At 63.2% G+C, this 16,160-nt stretch carries 13 protein-coding genes; 10 read left to right on the plus strand and 3 right to left on the minus strand.

Translation table 11 applies throughout. From position 1 onward, the window contains the following. The first annotated feature begins 61 nt into the window (after positions 1-61). Both QD280_RS16950 and thiO read left to right on the plus strand, forming a co-directional pair. Complete coding sequence (locus QD280_RS16950; protein WP_054556939.1) at positions 62-517, plus strand: type IV pilin protein; 456 nt, start codon at positions 62-64, stop codon at positions 515-517. Positions 518-649: 132 nt separating this feature from the next. After that, positions 650-1,795 carry a glycine oxidase ThiO gene (thiO, locus tag QD280_RS16955; RefSeq protein WP_279840067.1) on the plus strand — a complete coding sequence of 382 codons (1,146 nt, stop codon included), beginning with the start codon at positions 650-652 and terminating at the stop codon, positions 1,793-1,795. Between the two features lie 49 nt (positions 1,796-1,844). Here thiO and QD280_RS16960 read toward each other — a convergent pair whose 3' ends face one another. Next, complete coding sequence (locus QD280_RS16960; protein ID WP_043337174.1) at positions 1,845-2,108, minus strand: PP0621 family protein; 264 nt, start codon at positions 2,106-2,108, stop codon at positions 1,845-1,847. Positions 2,109-2,288: 180 nt separating this feature from the next. Between QD280_RS16960 and QD280_RS16965 the strand changes: the two genes are divergently transcribed. Then, complete coding sequence (locus tag QD280_RS16965; RefSeq protein ID WP_279834865.1) at positions 2,289-3,923, plus strand: NAD+ synthase; 1,635 nt, start codon at positions 2,289-2,291, stop codon at positions 3,921-3,923. A 126-nt stretch (positions 3,924-4,049) separates the two neighbouring features. Here the strand turns inward: QD280_RS16965 and QD280_RS16970 are convergent, their stop codons facing one another. Continuing rightward, positions 4,050-4,841: an outer membrane protein assembly factor BamD gene (locus QD280_RS16970; RefSeq protein ID WP_107335861.1), complete on the minus strand. Its 792-nt coding sequence runs from the start codon at positions 4,839-4,841 to the stop codon at positions 4,050-4,052. A 106-nt stretch (positions 4,842-4,947) separates the two neighbouring features. Between QD280_RS16970 and rluD the strand changes: the two genes are divergently transcribed. The 5 genes from rluD to ilvN all read left to right on the plus strand — a co-directional run bounded on the left by rluD (position 4,948) and on the right by ilvN (position 12,481). Further along, on the plus strand, positions 4,948-5,901 hold the full coding sequence (rluD, locus tag QD280_RS16975) for a 23S rRNA pseudouridine(1911/1915/1917) synthase RluD (protein WP_054556942.1): 954 nt from the start codon (positions 4,948-4,950) through the stop codon (positions 5,899-5,901). A 39-nt stretch (positions 5,902-5,940) separates the two neighbouring features. Continuing rightward, positions 5,941-6,717, plus strand: coding sequence for a peptidoglycan editing factor PgeF (gene pgeF / locus QD280_RS16980; protein ID WP_043337183.1), 777 nt, complete (start codon positions 5,941-5,943; stop codon positions 6,715-6,717). A gap of 321 nt (positions 6,718-7,038) precedes the next feature. Further along, complete coding sequence (clpB, locus tag QD280_RS16985) at positions 7,039-9,687, plus strand: ATP-dependent chaperone ClpB (RefSeq protein ID WP_279840068.1); 2,649 nt, start codon at positions 7,039-7,041, stop codon at positions 9,685-9,687. A 578-nt stretch (positions 9,688-10,265) separates the two neighbouring features. Continuing rightward, positions 10,266-11,990 (plus strand): acetolactate synthase 3 large subunit, encoded by a 1,725-nt coding sequence (locus QD280_RS16990; protein WP_043337225.1) that lies wholly within the window; start codon positions 10,266-10,268, stop codon positions 11,988-11,990. Next, positions 11,990-12,481, plus strand: coding sequence for an acetolactate synthase small subunit (gene ilvN / locus QD280_RS16995; RefSeq protein ID WP_043337227.1), 492 nt, complete (start codon positions 11,990-11,992; stop codon positions 12,479-12,481). The genes QD280_RS16990 and ilvN overlap by 1 nt, the downstream gene beginning before the upstream one ends. 91 nt (positions 12,482-12,572) lie before the next feature. On the opposite strand, the gene ilvY is transcribed toward ilvN, so the two are convergent. Beyond that, positions 12,573-13,502, minus strand: a complete 930-nt coding sequence (gene ilvY, locus QD280_RS17000) for an HTH-type transcriptional activator IlvY (RefSeq protein WP_043337230.1) — start codon at positions 13,500-13,502, stop codon at positions 12,573-12,575. A 320-nt stretch (positions 13,503-13,822) separates the two neighbouring features. On the opposite strand from ilvY, the gene ilvC reads away from it, so the two are divergent. Both ilvC and pssA read left to right on the plus strand, forming a co-directional pair. Continuing rightward, positions 13,823-14,839, plus strand: coding sequence for a ketol-acid reductoisomerase (ilvC, locus tag QD280_RS17005; protein WP_043337232.1), 1,017 nt, complete (start codon positions 13,823-13,825; stop codon positions 14,837-14,839). A 209-nt stretch (positions 14,840-15,048) separates the two neighbouring features. After that, entirely contained in the window at positions 15,049-15,900 is an 852-nt protein-coding gene (gene pssA, locus QD280_RS17010) for a CDP-diacylglycerol--serine O-phosphatidyltransferase (RefSeq protein WP_279840069.1), read from the plus strand. Positions 15,901-16,160: the final 260 nt, after the last annotated feature.

The following is a 16,160-nucleotide window of genomic DNA, read 5'->3' on the forward strand; positions in this document are numbered from 1 at the left end:
AGTCTTTCGCCCTGGTCTTTCACCCAAGCCCCTTCATTCACGTTCTTCAAGGAAGCACTTCATGGCCAGTCTTCTCTCTTCCCGTTCGCGCCTCTCTCGGCGCCGGTACACCTCAGGCTTCACGCTGACGGAGATCATGATCGTGATCGTCATCGTCGGCATTCTCGCGGCGATCGCCTACCCGAGCTATCAGGACCAGGTGATCCGCTCGCGTCGTGCCGATGGGCAGGCGGCACTGATGTCATTGGCCCAGGCCCAGGAGCGCTACATGGCGCGTTGCGGTGGCTACGCGACCAGCATCGCCGGCGACAGTGATTGTGATGAAGAAGGACTGGGGCGTGCCACCGAGTCGCCGGAAGGCTATTACACCCTGAGCCTGGAGGATGGCGCCACGACCACGCGCTTCACGCTCATCGCGACCGCGGTGGCGCCTCAGAGCGCCGATGCCGACTGCCCCGCGCTGACCCTCACCAATACCGGTGTCCGAGATACAACCGGCGATGGCGATTGCTGGTAGCCGTGAAGCGCTCGGCTCTGCACGATGCTGGAGACTCTGTTCAATGCTGGATTGCACGCGGCTCGCTTGCACCGCCTTGCGGGCGGCGTATTCTTGATTCCTTTCCCGGGCTGATGGCAGGAGCGAACAGGCGTGAATGACTTTGTGGTGGTAGGCGGTGGCGTGATCGGCATGCTGACCGCGCTGGAGCTGGCGGATGGCGGTGCCGAGGTCACGCTGGTCGAGCGAGGCCAGTGTGGGCGTGAGGCGTCATGGGCGGGCGGCGGTATCGTCTCGCCGTTGTATCCGTGGCGTTATAGCGCGCCAATCTCGCGCCTGTCTGCCTGGTCGGAAGGCTTCTACCCCACGCTGGCCGAGCGCCTGATCGAGACCACCGGCATCGACCCCGAATATCGCCAGCAGGGCCTGCTGTACCTGAATGTCGAGGATGCCGAGCAGGCACTGGCCTGGTCCCGGGAATATGACAAGCCGCTGACGCGCGTGGACGCCGACTTCGTCTATGACAAGGCACCGGCGGTCGCGCCCGGTTGCGAGTCGGCGCTGTGGATGCCGACGCTTGGCAGCATCCGCAATCCGCGTCTGGGCAAGTCACTGCGCGCCGCGCTCGACGCTCACCCGCGCGTGCGCCTGCTGGAGAATGTCGCGGTGCAGGGCATTCTGCTGCAGGACGACACCGCCATTGGCGTACAGACCGCCAATTCAGTGCTGTCTGCCGGGCAGGTCGTGGTCTGCGGTGGTGCCTGGAGTCGAGAGATTCTGAGTGAGGCGGGGCTTGCGCTGCCGGTGCGGCCGGTACGCGGCCAGATGGTGTTGTTCAAGGCGCCCAAGGGGCTGGTGGAGCGCGTGGTGCTCAAGAATGGGCGCTACGTGATACCGCGGGGCGATGGTCGCATCGTGGCCGGCTCGACGCTGGAGGAGGTCGGCTTCGACAAGGCGACCACCGCCGAGGCGCGTGAGTCACTGATCAAGAGCGCCTGCGAGATCATCCCTGCGCTGGCGGAGTGTGAGGTCGAGCACCACTGGGCGGGACTGCGCCCCGGTTCGCCGACCGGCACGCCGTTCATCGGCGCCGTGCCTGAACGCCGCCACCTGCACGTCAATGCCGGCCATTACCGCAATGGACTGGTACTGGCGCCGGCCTCGACCCGTCTGCTGGCGGATCAACTGCTTGGGCGCACGCCGATCATCGACCCCGCGCCTTACCAGCCCGAGACCCTGCTGGCCGAGATCGCCACGCTGGATGCGTCGTCAGATGCCGGTGAGATCCGTTGGGCCTGAGGGATTGGTAGCCGTCTTTCGCCATCGAGCATCTCGTCTCGGTGGCGAATCATTTGCGCGGTCCTTCGTCGAGGAAGTGCTGCTGGTGTTCCTGGCAGCAGAAGTGCAGCGCCTCATGGCGGATGGCGTCATTTTCCGGCAGATGCAGGTCGCAGTAGGCGCAGCGCACCATGTTCTGCGCCTCGCGTTCGGCGGGGCTGTCGTTGCCGTAGTCGTCCTGGCTCAGCTTCCATTGGCGATACATGCGGTAAAGGCGCAGGCCGGCCCAGAACAGGGCGACGAAAACCAGCAGACGAATGATCAACAGGCTCATTCCTATATGACTCCCAGATGAGGCGGCGCGCGTGGTTTTTGCCAGCGGCGCGACCTTGCGGGACAATGGCGGCCAACATGATGACAGGTGGGCCGGTGCACGGCTCAGTGATCTGAGCCAGATGTCTGGCCACAGTGTACTGGCCCCTTATCGAACCGCCAATCGAGAGATCCTTACCGCATGCAAGATCTGACTCTGGTGATGGCCCAGCTCGACCCGCTGGTCGGTGATATTCCCGGCAACACTGCGCGTGCCATCGAATCGGTGCGTGAAGCGAGTCTTGAGCACAAGGCCGATGTCGTAGTGCTGCCCGAGTTGTGTCTGACCGGCTACCCGCCGGAAGACCTGCTGCTGCGCGAGTCCATGGAATCCCGCCTCGAGGAGGCGCGCGCCCAGATGGCGAAGAAGGTCGCGCCGGGCGTGATGGTCATCGTCGGCTACCCCGGCATGCGTGACGGCAAGCGTTACAACCTGGCCGGTGTGCTCAAGGATGGTGAGTGGATCGCCGAGTATGCCAAGCAGGCCTTGCCCAACTATCAGGTCTTCGATGAGCAGCGCTATTTCACGCCGGGCAGCGAGCCGTGTGTGGTCGAGTGCCGCGGTGCCCGCCTGGGCATCGTCATCTGCGAAGACCTGTGGGACGGCGCGCCGATCCGTCAGGCGCGCGATGCCGGTGCCGAGATTCTCGTCAGCCTCAACGCCTCGCCCTATCACCTGGAGAAGCCGGCCGAGCGCAATCAGCTGTTCGCCGAGCGGGCAGCCGAGGTCAATTGCCCGCTGGTCTACGTCAATCAGATCGGCGGTCAGGATGAGCTGGTCTTCGACGGGGGCTCTGCCGCCATCGATGCCGACGGCAAGACCTGCGTGCAGGCACCGTGGTGGGATGTCGGCCTGATGCCGGTGCAGTTCCTCAAGGCGGAGGGGGGCAACTGGGTGCCGCAGAGTGGCGAGATCGCCGAGCTGCTGTCGCCGGAGGAGTCACTCTACTGTGCACTGGTCACCGGACTGCGTGACTACGTCAACAAGAGCGGCTTCAAGGGTGTGGTGCTGGGGCTTTCCGGGGGCATCGATTCCGGCCTGTCGCTGGCCATCGCCGTCGATGCGCTGGGCGCGGACCGCGTGCACGCCGTGATGATGCCGTATCACTACACCGCGGACATCTCCAAGGAAGACGCCGCCGAGCAGGCCAGGCTGCTGGGCGTGAATTACGAGGTGATGCCCATCGCGCCGATGGTCGAGGCCTTCACCGAGACCCTGGCGGAGAGCTTCGCCGGCAGCGAGCGCGACACCACCGAGGAGAATCTGCAGTCGCGGTGCCGTGGCGTGCTGTTGATGGCCATCTCCAACAAGAAGGGCCTGATGGTGCTGACCACTGGCAACAAGAGCGAGATGGCGGTGGGTTACGCCACGCTCTACGGCGACATGGTCGGCGGCTACAACGCGCTCAAGGATGTCTACAAGAGCTGGGTGTTCCGTCTCGCCAACTGGCGCAACACCATGGGCCCGGCGATTCCGGAGCGCGTCATCACGCGCCCGCCGTCCGCCGAGCTCGCCGAAGACCAGCTCGACAGCGATTCGCTGCCGGACTACGACACCCTGGATGCGATTCTCACCCACTATATCGAGGGTGACATGAGCGCCGAGGCGATCATCCGCTCAGGCTTTGAAGAAGAGGATGTCTATCGCGTGGTGCGTCTGGTCGACCGTACCGAGTACAAGCGTCGTCAGGCACCGGTAGGCGTGCGCGTCACGCCGCGCGGCTTCGGGCGGGACCGCCGTTACCCGATCGTCAATGGCTGGCTGGCCGGCGAATGACGGATTGCGGATTCTTTGCGCAAGACGCTGAAAACGCCTGAATCTAACGATTCTGGCCATGCTGGCAGCACGAAAAAGCCCGTGATCGATGATCACGGGCTTTTCGATGGTGACGTCTGCCGGTCGTCAGACCGTCAGGTCGTCAGCCTTCACGTAACGCGGCTCGAAGGTACGACCATCCAGACGTTCGTTGTCCGGATCATTCTGGATCAGCACCTTGAGCGTCTCGCTGGCACGGTCACGCAGACCGAGGCCCAGATAGCCCTCGACCATCACGGCCAGCGCATCGCGGGTGGCAGGAGTGTTAGGGTAGTGCTCAATGACCCACTCGCCACGCTTCACGGCAGCCAGATAGGCCTGCTTGCGCAGGTAGAAATCGGCTGTCTGCAGCTCGCCGCGCGCCAGTACGTTGCGCAGATAGATGATGCGCTGACGGGAATCTGCCGCGTAGGTGCTGTTGGGGAAGCGACGTACCAGCTCACCGAAGTCGACATAGGCATCGCGTGTCGCGCCCAGGTCACGCTTGGAAATATCGATCAGATCGAGGGATTCCAGGCTGAAACGACCCGCGCTGTACGCTGCCAGTCCACGCATGTAGTAGGCATAATCGACCTGCGGGTGATCGGGGTGCAGGCGAATGAAACGGCTGGCCGCGGCGCGTGCCGCCTCCCAGTTGTCGACCTGGTAATAGGCGTAGATCAGCTCCAGCTGCGACTGTTCGGCGTAGCTGCCGAACGGGAAGCGAGTATCCAGGGCTTCAAGTTGTTGCACAGCGGAGTTGAAGCGGCTGGTATCCAGGGAAACCTGGGCCTGACGATACAGGTCCTGCTCCTGAAGATCCGGTGCCGGCTCGTTGGACGCACAGCCAGCCAGCAAGGTGCTGGCCAGGGCGAGGGCAGTCAAGGGAAGGGCGCGCATCGGTTTCCTCATCTCGGGCAATCCATGGCGGGCATGCTAGAATCCGCCGATCCGCACTCACTATAAAGCAAAGGCCCTTTCGTGCGAAACGGCCTCAGAGAGCAATATGGCAGACACCATCAACCGCGAAGAGCGGATCCCGGAGGCGATGATTGGCATGCGCCTTGATCAGGCCTGCGCCGAGATCTTCTCCGACTATTCCCGCGAGCGTCTCAAGCACTGGATCAAGACCGGTGCGCTGACCCTCGACGGTGCCGCCGTCAAACCCCGCGAGAAGGTCTATGGCGGTGAACGTCTGGCCCTGACCGCCGAGCTTGAAGAAGAAGTCAGCCACGAGCCGGAAGATATCGAGCTCGAGATCGTCTATGAAGATGACGACGTGCTGGTCATCAACAAGGAGCACGGCATGGTCGTGCACCCGGGCGCGGGTAACCACGATGGCACGCTGCTCAACGCCATCCTGCATCATTGTCCGGGCAATTCCATGATGCCGCGTGCCGGCATCGTGCACCGTCTCGACAAGGACACCAGCGGCCTGATGGTGGTGGCCAAGTCATTGACCGCCCAGGCGGACCTGGTCGAGCAGCTGCAGGCCCGTACCGTGTCGCGCGAGTACGATGCCGTCGTCACGGGCGTGCTGACCTCCGGTGCCACCGTGGATGCGCCCATCGGGCGTCACCCCAAGGACCGCAAGCGTCAGGCCGTCACTCACAGTGGCAAGCCGGCGGTCACCCACTTCCGCGTGGTGGAACGTTTCCGGGGCCACACCCATATCCGCTGCAAGCTGGAAACCGGGCGTACCCACCAGATTCGCGTGCACATGGCGCACCAGCGCTATCCGCTGGTCGGAGACCCGGTCTACGGCGGGCGTCTGAAGCTGCCGCCGGGGGCCAGTGACCCGCTCAAGGAGCTGCTGCGTCAGTTCCCGCGTCAGGCACTGCATGCCCGTCGTCTCGCCTTCATCCACCCGATCACGGGCAAGGAAGTCGAATTCCGCGCCGAGATGCCGGGCGACATGCTGGTGTTGATCGACTATCTCAAGGAAGACATCGCTCGCTGAGGCGGCAGGCTCGCGCGACACGCCGCACAAGGAGAGGTTATGCACGACGAGAGTCTACGCCCGACCCTGATACTGCCGGACTGGCCCGCGCCGAGCCCGGTGCAGGCCTTCGTGACCACGCGTGAGAGCGGCCCCAGCCAGGGGCCGTATGCCGGCTTCAATCCGGCGCTGCATGTGGGTGATGACCCGGCGATGGTGGCGCAGGTACGCGAGCTGCTCGCGGCGGAAGTCGATGACGGTCGTCCGCTGGCGTGGCTGGATCAGGTGCACGGCACTCAGGTGGTGGATGCCTTCGATGTCTGCCACGCCGAAGACCGGCCGGATGCGCCGCCACGGGCGGATGCCTGCATCAGTACCGGCACCGGGCAGGCCTGTGTGGTGATGACGGCGGACTGCCTGCCGGTGCTGTTCTGTGATCGGCAGGGCACGCGCGTCGGCGTGGCGCATGCGGGTTGGCGCGGGCTGGTCGAAGGCGTACTGGAAGCCACCATCGAGCGTCTCGGTGATGACCCCGGCGAGCTGATGGCCTGGCTGGGTCCGGCGATCTCCAATGCGCAGTTCGAGGTCGGCCCCGAGGTGCGTGACGCCTTCATCGCGGACCTTCCCGAGGCCGATGACGCCTTCGAGGCCAGCCCCTACCGGCTCGGTCACTACATGGGTGATCTCTACAAGCTGGCACGCCTGCGTCTCGAGCGTGCCGGGGTCGGTCATGTCAGTGGCGGCCACTTCTGTACCGCCTCTGAATCACGCTTCTATTCCCACCGGCGTGATGATGGCGTGACCGGACGCCTCGCCACGGTGATCTGGCTGCGCTGAGGCGCTGATCAGGAATCTCTGATCGGGACTTGGGTCAGCGCATTCCGCCAGCTCGACATGCAGTACCCACAAACGCCCCGTTGACCTGATGTCTCAGGTTGGCGGGGCGTTTCTGTGTGTGGCAAAGATGATGGCCGGCGGGGGAGCGCCGAGGCAGCCGGAATCTGACCTGGATCAGGCAAATGCCACAACATGCTGCAGCGCGGCGAATCCTGCCTTGAAAGCCGTGCGCCAGCCCCCATCTTGAGAGTCAGATACGAAATGTTACAGGCGAAGCTCCTGAGAAAAGGAGTACCGCCATGACTCTCAGGAGAAGGCACCATGCGCATCGACAAACTCACCAGCAAGCTGCAGAACGCTCTGGCGGATGCCCAGTCGCTCGCCGTCGGGCGAGGCCACAATGAAATTCACCCGCAGCATCTGCTGCTGGCACTGCTGGAAGACCGCGATGGCGGCCTCAAGGCGCTGGTCAACAAGGCGGGCGGCGATGCCACCAGCTTGATGAGCGGCCTCAAGCGCCAGCTGGATGACCTGCCCACCGTGTCCCAGTTCGACGGCAATGTCGCGCCCTCGCAGGCCCTCGGCAAGCTTCTGAATCTGGCCGATCGTGAAGCGCAGAAGCGCGGCGATCAATTCATCGCCTCCGAGCTCGCGCTGCTGGCTGCGCTGGAGCTGGGCGGTGATCTGGGCAAGCTGTTCACTTCCTCGGGCATCAAGAAGCCCGCCCTGACGTCCGCCATCGATGCACTGCGCGGTGGCGAAGCCGTGGGCGATGCCGATGCCGAGAACAATCGCGAAGCGCTCAACAAGTACACCCTGGATCTGACCGAGCGCGCGCGGGATGGCAAGCTCGACCCGGTGATCGGGCGTGACGAGGAAATTCGCCGCACGATCCAGGTGTTGCAGCGTCGCACCAAGAACAACCCGGTGCTGATCGGTGAGCCCGGCGTCGGCAAGACCGCCATCGTCGAAGGGCTGGCCAGCCGTATCGTCAATGGCGAGGTGCCGGAAGGCCTCAAGAACAAGCGCGTGCTGTCTCTCGACATGGGCTCGCTGCTGGCGGGGGCCAAGTTCCGCGGCGAATTCGAGGAGCGCCTCAAGTCGGTGCTGAAGGAGCTGGCGCAGGAAGAAGGCCAGGTCATCCTGTTCATCGACGAGCTGCACACCATGGTCGGCGCGGGCAAGGCCGAAGGCGCGATGGATGCCGGCAACATGCTCAAGCCGGCGCTGGCGCGTGGCGAGCTGCACTGTGTCGGTGCCACCACGCTTGACGAGTATCGCCAGTACATCGAGAAGGACGCCGCGCTGGAGCGCCGCTTCCAGAAGGTGCAGGTCGACCAGCCCAGCGAGGAAGACACCATCGCCATCCTGCGTGGCCTGAAGGAGCGCTACGAGGTGCACCACGGGGTCGACATCACCGACAGCGCCATCATTGCCGCCGCGCGGTTGTCCTCGCGCTACATCACGGACCGCCAGCTGCCGGACAAGGCGATCGACCTGATCGATGAGGCCGCGTCACGCATCCGCATGGAACTGGATTCCAAGCCGGAGGAGATGGACCGTCTCGACCGCCGCCTGATCCAGCTCAAGATGGAGCGTGAAGCGCTCAAGAAGGAAACAGATGAGGCGGCGCTCAAGCGTCTCGGCGCGCTTGAGGACCAGATCTCGGAGCTGGAGCGTGAATATGCCGACCTCGATGAGGTCTGGAAGGCCGAGAAGTCCAGCATCCAGGGCGCGGCCCAGTTCAAGGCCGAGCTGGAGCAGGCGCGTATCGATCTGGAGCAGGCGCGCCGCGCCGGTGATCTCAGCCGCATGTCGGAACTGCAGTACGGCGTGATTCCGGGACTCGAGAAGCAGATCAGCGAAGCCGGCGAAGGCGAGGCGGATACCTCCGCCCACGTGCTGCTGCGCTCCAATGTCACCGAGGAGGAGATTGCCGAGGTCGTCTCGCGCTGGACCGGCATTCCGGTCGCCAAGATGCTCGAAGGCGAGCGTGACAAGTTGCTGCGCATGGAAGAGGCGCTGCACGAGAAGGTGATCGGCCAGGACGAGGCGGTGATCGCGGTGTCCAATGCGGTGCGTCGTTCACGCGCTGGGCTGTCGGACCCGAATCGTCCCAACGGCTCCTTCCTGTTCCTCGGCCCGACCGGTGTCGGCAAGACGGAGCTCTGCAAGTCACTGGCCAGCTTCCTGTTCGACACCGAAGAGGCGATGGTGCGCATCGACATGTCCGAGTTCATGGAGAAGCATTCCGTGGCTCGCTTGATCGGCGCGCCTCCCGGCTATGTCGGCTATGAAGAGGGCGGCTATCTGACCGAGGCCGTGCGCCGCAAGCCGTACTCCGTGCTGCTGCTCGACGAGGTCGAGAAGGCGCATCCGGATGTCTTCAACATCCTGCTGCAGGTGCTGGAAGATGGCCGCCTGACCGATGGTCAGGGGCGCACCGTCGACTTCCGCAATACCGTGATCGTGATGACCTCAAACCTGGGCTCGGAAATGATCCAGCGCATGAGCGGCCTCAATGGCGAGCTGGCGGAAGACGAGGGCAGTACGGAAAGCGCCGACGAGCGTGCCGAGCGCAAGGCAGCCTTCCAGTACGACGACATGAAGACGGCGGTGATGGAAGTCGTCGGCAATCACTTCCGTCCGGAGCTGATCAACCGCATCGATGAAGTGGTCGTGTTCCACGCGCTGGGACAGGCGCAGATCGCCTCCATCGCGGGCATTCAGCTTGAGCGTCTCAAGGCGCGTCTGGCCGAGCGTGATCTCGGCTTCGAGATCACCGACCCGGCGATGGCCTTGCTGGCCAAGGCCGGCTTCGATCCGGTCTATGGCGCTCGCCCGCTCAAGCGCGCCATCCAGAGCCGCATCGAGAACCCGCTGGCCCAGGCCCTGCTGGGCGGTGACTTCGTGCCCGGTGACGTCATCCATGTCGGCGAAGAGGGCGGGGAGCTGACCTTCACGCGCTGATTCGTGCGCCCGTGAGTGACGCCCCACCGTGACGGAAGCACGCCCTTCCGCTTGCGGTGGGGCGTTTTCGTGTCTGCCGCCCGGGCGCAAAAAGACAACCCGGCGTGAGGCAGGCTGAAATTCACGAAGCAGAAAATTGCGAATTTATCGCCATTGGTGAGGTTTTACGCACGCTTATGGCCGGATTCGTTGTTATCGGTGTGGCATTTGGCGCAGGCGGCGCACACTGGCGTAAGGTTGAGTTGACAGCCCCTTGCGGCTGTTGGACTCTTGACCATTCCTGATTGCGGGCGCGGCCATTCGGGCGACCCTCGAAGCGCCGCGTGAAGGACAGACGCTGAGTCGCTGTCCGCCTGTCAAAGGATACGCCGGTCCGGGTACGCCAACCGTACCGACCGGCCATCAGCCCCGACCGCATCCAACCGATGCGACAAGAGTGCAGGCCCTAACCGGGCCGCAGACGCCAGGGTTTGGCATCAGGTGCCGCAATTTCTGCGGTAGCGACATTCAGGTCGCACTCGATCCGGCTTGCGCATTGCCGCCGGACGCACTCGAGACCTCCAGGGGAGAATAACCAAGTGGAATTGCTTTCCGGCGCTGACATGATCGCCCGCGCCCTGCATGACGAGGGCGTGGAATATATTTACGGCTATCCCGGTGGAGCGGCGCTGCATATCTATGACGCCCTGTTCCGCCAGGACAAGGTCCAGCACATTCTGGTCCGTCACGAGCAGGCCGCGACCCACGCCGCCGATGGTTACGCGCGCGCCTCCGGCAAGCCGGGTGTGGTGCTGGTCACCTCAGGCCCGGGCGCGACCAATGCCGTCACCGGCATCGCCACGGCCTACATGGACTCGATCCCCATGGTCGTGCTGTGTGGCCAGGTCGCCAGCCATCTGATCGGTGAAGACGCCTTCCAGGAAACCGACATCGTCGGTGTGACCCGCCCGATCGTGAAGCACAGCTTCTCGATCAAGCACCCGAGCGAGATTCCCGAGGTGATCAAGAAGGCCTTCTATCTGGCCTCCAGTGGTCGCCCGGGGCCGGTCGTCATCGATATCCCGAAGGACATGACCGCCCCGACCGAACGCTATGAGTACAGCTACCCCAAGAAGGTACGCATGCGCTCCTATAGCCCGGTCACCCGTGGCCACAGCGGCCAGATCAAGAAAGCCGTCGAGCTGATGCTCAAGGCGCGCCGCCCGCTGTTCTTCACCGGTGGTGGTGTGGTGTCCGGTCGTGCCAGCGAAGCGCTGACTGACCTGGTGCGTCGCCTCAACTTCCCCATCACCACCTCGTTGATGGGCATCGGTGCCTATCCGCAGGGTGATCGGCAGTGTCTGGGCTGGCCCGGCATGCACGGCTCCTACGAGTCGAACAATGCCATGCACCACACCGACCTGATCATCTGTATCGGTGCGCGCTTCGATGACCGCGTGACCAACAACACCTCGAAGTTCTGCCCGACGGCCAAGATCATCCACGTCGACATCGACCCGAGCTCGGTCTCCAAGACCGTGCGCGCCGATGTGCCGATCGTCGGTCCGGCCGATGCCGTGATCAACGAGATGATCAGCCTGGTGCAGGGCCGCGAGCTGGCCAATCCTGATGCACTGGAGGCCTGGTGGTCCCAGATCGATGGCTGGCGTGCCGAGCGTGAAGGCAAGCTGTATGAGCCGTCCGCCCCGGGTGAGCCGCTCAAGCCGCAACAGGTGGTGGAAGCCGTGCACCGTGCAACGCGTGGCGAAGCCTTCGTCGCCACCGATGTCGGTCAGCACCAGATGTTCGCCGCCCAGTACTACAAGTTCCAGCGTCCCAACCGCTGGATCACCTCCGGTGGTCTGGGCACCATGGGCTTCGGGTTCCCGGCGGCCATGGGTATCAAGATGTCCTACCCGGAAGACGATGTGGTGCTGTTCACCGGTGAAGGCAGCTTCCAGATGATGATGCAGGAGTTCTCGACCTGTAAGCAGTACGGGATCGGGGTCAAGATCATCAACCTCAACAACCAGTCGCTGGGCATGGTGCGTCAGTGGCAGGACCTGAACTACAAGTCCCGTCACTCGCATTCCTATATGGAGTCGCTGCCTGACTTCGTGCAGCTGGCGGGTGCCTATGGCTTCCGTGCCATCAAAGTGCACACGGTGGAGGAGCTCGAGCCTGCGCTGGAAGAAGCCTTCCGCAACAAGGACGAGCTGGTGTTCCTCGACATCTATGTCGACCCGCGTGAACACGTCTACCCGATGCAGGTGCCTCTCGGCTCCATGCGTGACATGCTGCTTACGAAGACGGAGCGGACCTGATGCGCCATATCATCTCCATTCTGATGGAAAACGAACCGGGCGCGCTGTCACGGGTCGTCGGCCTGTTTTCACAGCGCAACTTCAACATCGAGACCCTCAACGTGGCCCCGACCGAAGACGCGACCCTGTCACGTCTGACCGTCACCACGGTCGGTGAAGATCGCGTCATCGAGCAGATCACCAAACACCTCAACAAGCTGGTGGATGTGGTCAAGCTGGTGGATCTCACCGAGGGCAGCCACATCGAGCGCGAGCTGATGCTGGTCAAGGTCAAGGCGCTGGGCGCCCAGCGTGATGAGATCAAGCGCACGGCGGACATCTTCCGTGCCCAGATCGTCGACATCACGCCGAGCCTCTACACCATCCAGATCACCGGCGACGGTGGCAAGCTGGATGCCTTCCTGGCGGCGATGCAGCCGGTGGGCGTGCTGGAAGTGGCACGTACCGGTGTCTCCGGCATTGCGCGCGGTGAGAAGGTGTTGAGCCTGTAAGACGGTGGTGGTGGAATCGCAAGACAAGAACGGCGCCCCTCGGGGCGCCGTTTTCGTTGCTGCGCCATTTTCGTTGGCTCGCTATCAGGTATCAGTCAGCGGGTCGCTGCGGTGAACCGGGCAGTTGCTCCCACAACGCGCGCACCAGCGGATGTCGCAGGCGTTTTTCCTGTACGCACAGGCCGACCTTGTAGGGGGTCAGCGGCGGATCGACATCAAGGATGCGCACCTGGTCGGCCAGCGGCGAATTGTCGAGCACGATCTGCGGCACCACGCCGATCCCGAAGCCCAGTCCGACCATGCTGACGATGGCCTCGTTGCCGGCGACCTGGGCATACAGGCGCGGCTTGATGCCGCGTGTATGGCACCAGGCATCGAAGCGCTCGCGCGCCAGGCCAGTCTCCGACAGGATCATCGGCACGCGTGTCCAGTCGATGTGGTCGTCGCCCGCCGCCGAATCGTCCGCCTCGCCGATGCCTTCCAGTTGCTGGCCGGGGCCATCACGACGCGGGGCAATGAAGCGCAGCGGTGACTCGGCGAAGTCGGTGAAGGCGAGACGGGAAGGCAGCACGTCGGGGCGCGCGGCGATCGCCAGGTCCTCGTGGCCCATCAGGACACGCTCCAAGGCCACGGCGGGGTCGCCGGTATGCAGCTTGAGCTCCACATGCGGATGGCGGGCACGAAAGGTGGCCAGAATCTCGTAGAGAAAGCTGTAGCTGGCGGTCACCGAGCAATACAGGGAGAGCTCGCCGCGCAGTTCATCGCTGTCTTCCAGCAGTGACTGGCGAATGTCATCCCATTGACTCAGGAGTTCGCGAGCATGACGACGGAAGCGTTCACCCGCCGGTGTCAGCGCCACGCTGCGGTTGTCGCGTTCGAACAGGCTGACGCCCAGCTCTTCCTCCATGGCCCGGATGGCGCGTGACAGGGCAGAGGCGCTCAGGTGGCAGGCTGTGCTGGCGCGCCCGAAATGCAGCGTTTCGGCGAGGGTCAGGAATTGCTTGAGTTGACGATTGTCCATGCCGGAGTCCGCTGTCGGTGAGTGCTGAAGGCGGAAATGCCTTGTATTGCGTAATATGGCATATGATGGTGCAAATATAGCATTTTACGCAATGTCGAGGTGCAGGTAAGGTGGACTCATCGCCGCGCAGGAGGAGGACGGCAGACCTTGATCCAAGGCGCACGACCTCCCCAGGACGCAGAGCGGCCGAGACAGATGGCCGTCGGCGCTGGACACTGTCATACGCCTTTCCCTCGCGGGAAGGGTCGCAAGAATAACAGACACTCTTTCAAGATCTCACGCCATCCCGCTGACGGGGTGAGCCGCCAGGAGCAATGACGATGAAACTCTATTACGACAAGGATTGTGACCTCTCCCTCATCCAGGGCAAGAAAGTGGTCATCCTCGGTTACGGTTCCCAGGGCCACGCCCACGCGAACAACCTGAAGGAATCCGGCGTCGACGTCACCGTAGCCCTGCGTCGCTCTTCCTCCAGCTGGGCCAAGGCCGAAGCGGCTGGCCTGAAGGTTGCTGAAGTCGAGGAAGCGGTCAAGGCTGCCGACCTGGTCATGATCCTGGCGCCGGACGAGAACCAGAAGGCCATCTACGAGAACCAGGTGGAACCGAACCTGAAGCAGGGCGCGACCCTGGCCTTCGCTCACGGCTTCAACGTCCACTACAATCAGGTCGTTCCGCGTGCTGACCTCGACGTCATCATGATCGCGCCGAAGGCACCGGGTCACACCGTGCGTTCCGAGTTCGTGAAGGGCGGCGGTATCCCGGACCTGATCGCCATCCACCAGGATGCGACTGGCCAGGCCAAGGACATCGCACTGTCCTACGCGGCAGGCGTCGGCGGCGGTCGTACCGGCATCATCGAGACCACCTTCAAGGACGAGACCGAAACCGATCTGTTCGGTGAGCAGGCTGTCCTGTGTGGTGGCGCGGTCGAGCTGGTCAAGATGGGCTTCGAGACCCTGACCGAAGCGGGCTACGCACCGGAAATGGCCTACTTCGAGTGTCTGCACGAGCTCAAGCTGATCGTCGACCTGATGTACGAAGGCGGTATCGCCAACATGAACTACTCCATCTCCAACAATGCGGAGTATGGCGAGTACGTGACCGGCACCGAAGTCATCAACGAGCAGTCCCGTGTCGCCATGCGCAATGCACTCAAGCGCATCCAGAGCGGTGAATACGCCAAGATGTTCATCCAGGAAGGCAACACCAACTACCCGTCCATGACGGCCCGTCGTCGCCAGAACGCCGAGCATCCGATCGAGCAGACTGGTGAGAAGCTGCGCGGCATGATGCCGTGGATCACTGCCAACCAGCTGGTCGACAAGTCACGCAACTGATCCTGCCTATTGGATCCGGCGTGAAATGAGCGGGGCGCTCTCCATCAGGAGGGCGCCCCGCTTGCGTTGTTGCTCTATAAGCGCTATCGAATGGGAGAGGGAAGTGACAGTCGACGGTGAGGCCGCTAGGGTGTCACCACTATTCGCGCTCACTGGCAGGTGTAGAATGTGGTTACCCTGCCACGACGAGGCATGATGCAAGGAATCCCATGACTGACGAAAATCGACATCCCGGCGCAGAAGAAGCCCCCGAAGCACAGACACGCCGTAGCAGTTCAGTGTTGGACAAAGTAGTGGAGGAGTTCACCGACGACAGCGAGGTCGTGGAAGAAGCCATCGAGGACGGCAAGCCCGTTCGTCGGCGTGGCATCTATCTGCTGCCCAACCTGTTTACCACCTCCGCGCTGTTCTCCGGCTTCTTCGCTGTGGTGTGTGCGCTGAACGGGGAGTTTGCCAACGCCTCCATCGCCATCTTCGTCTCGATGGTGCTCGACGGCCTGGATGGTCGTGTGGCACGCCTGACCAACACCCAGAGCGCCTTCGGCGCCGAGTACGACAGCCTCGCGGACATGCTGTCCTTCGGCGTGGCGCCGGCGCTGGTCACCTTCAGCTGGATTCTGCAGGATGTCGGCAAGATCGGCTGGATCGCCGCCTTCGTCTACGTGGCAGGCGCTGCACTGCGTCTGGCGCGCTTCAACGTCCAGATCGGCTCCACCGACAAGAAGTGGTTCATCGGTCTGCCGAGCCCGGCAGCGGCGGCACTCGTGGCCGGCTGCGTATGGACCATGCATAACTTCGACGCCGAGACCTTCGCCTTCAAGTCGCTGATGGTCTTCGTGGTCGCGGCTGCCGGTATCCTGATGGTGTCGAACATCCGCTACTACAGCTTCAAGGAAATCGACCTCAAGGGGCCGGTGCCCTTCGTGGCGCTGCTCGCCATCGTGCTGGCCTTCGTGGTCATCTCGCTGGAGCCGTCCGTGATGCTGCTGGGCCTGTTCGGTTGCTATGTCGCCAGTGGCCCGATCATGGCGCTGGGGCGCAAGCTGCGCGGCAACCAGTAAGCGTCAGCTGTCAGCAATGTGATGATCGATATTCGGCCCCGCCATTCCTGGCGGGGCCGAATGCGTTTCTGGCCGGGGGAAGATGTCAGCAAGCAACGGCGCGACGAGGACAAGAAGAAAAGAGAAGCAGTATGAGGAGGGGAGAGAAAGGCAGAGCAGAGATGTCACCCGTATGTCCCGAGAATGACAATCTCTTGAAAAAGCCCTTGCCCTCACGCCGGTTCGTGCGTAAAGTACGCATCCGCTGCCGGGGACGCATG

Source organism: Cobetia sp. 1AS1 (assembly GCF_029846435.1).
In the GTDB taxonomy this organism is placed as follows: domain Bacteria; phylum Pseudomonadota; class Gammaproteobacteria; order Pseudomonadales; family Halomonadaceae; genus Cobetia; species Cobetia amphilecti.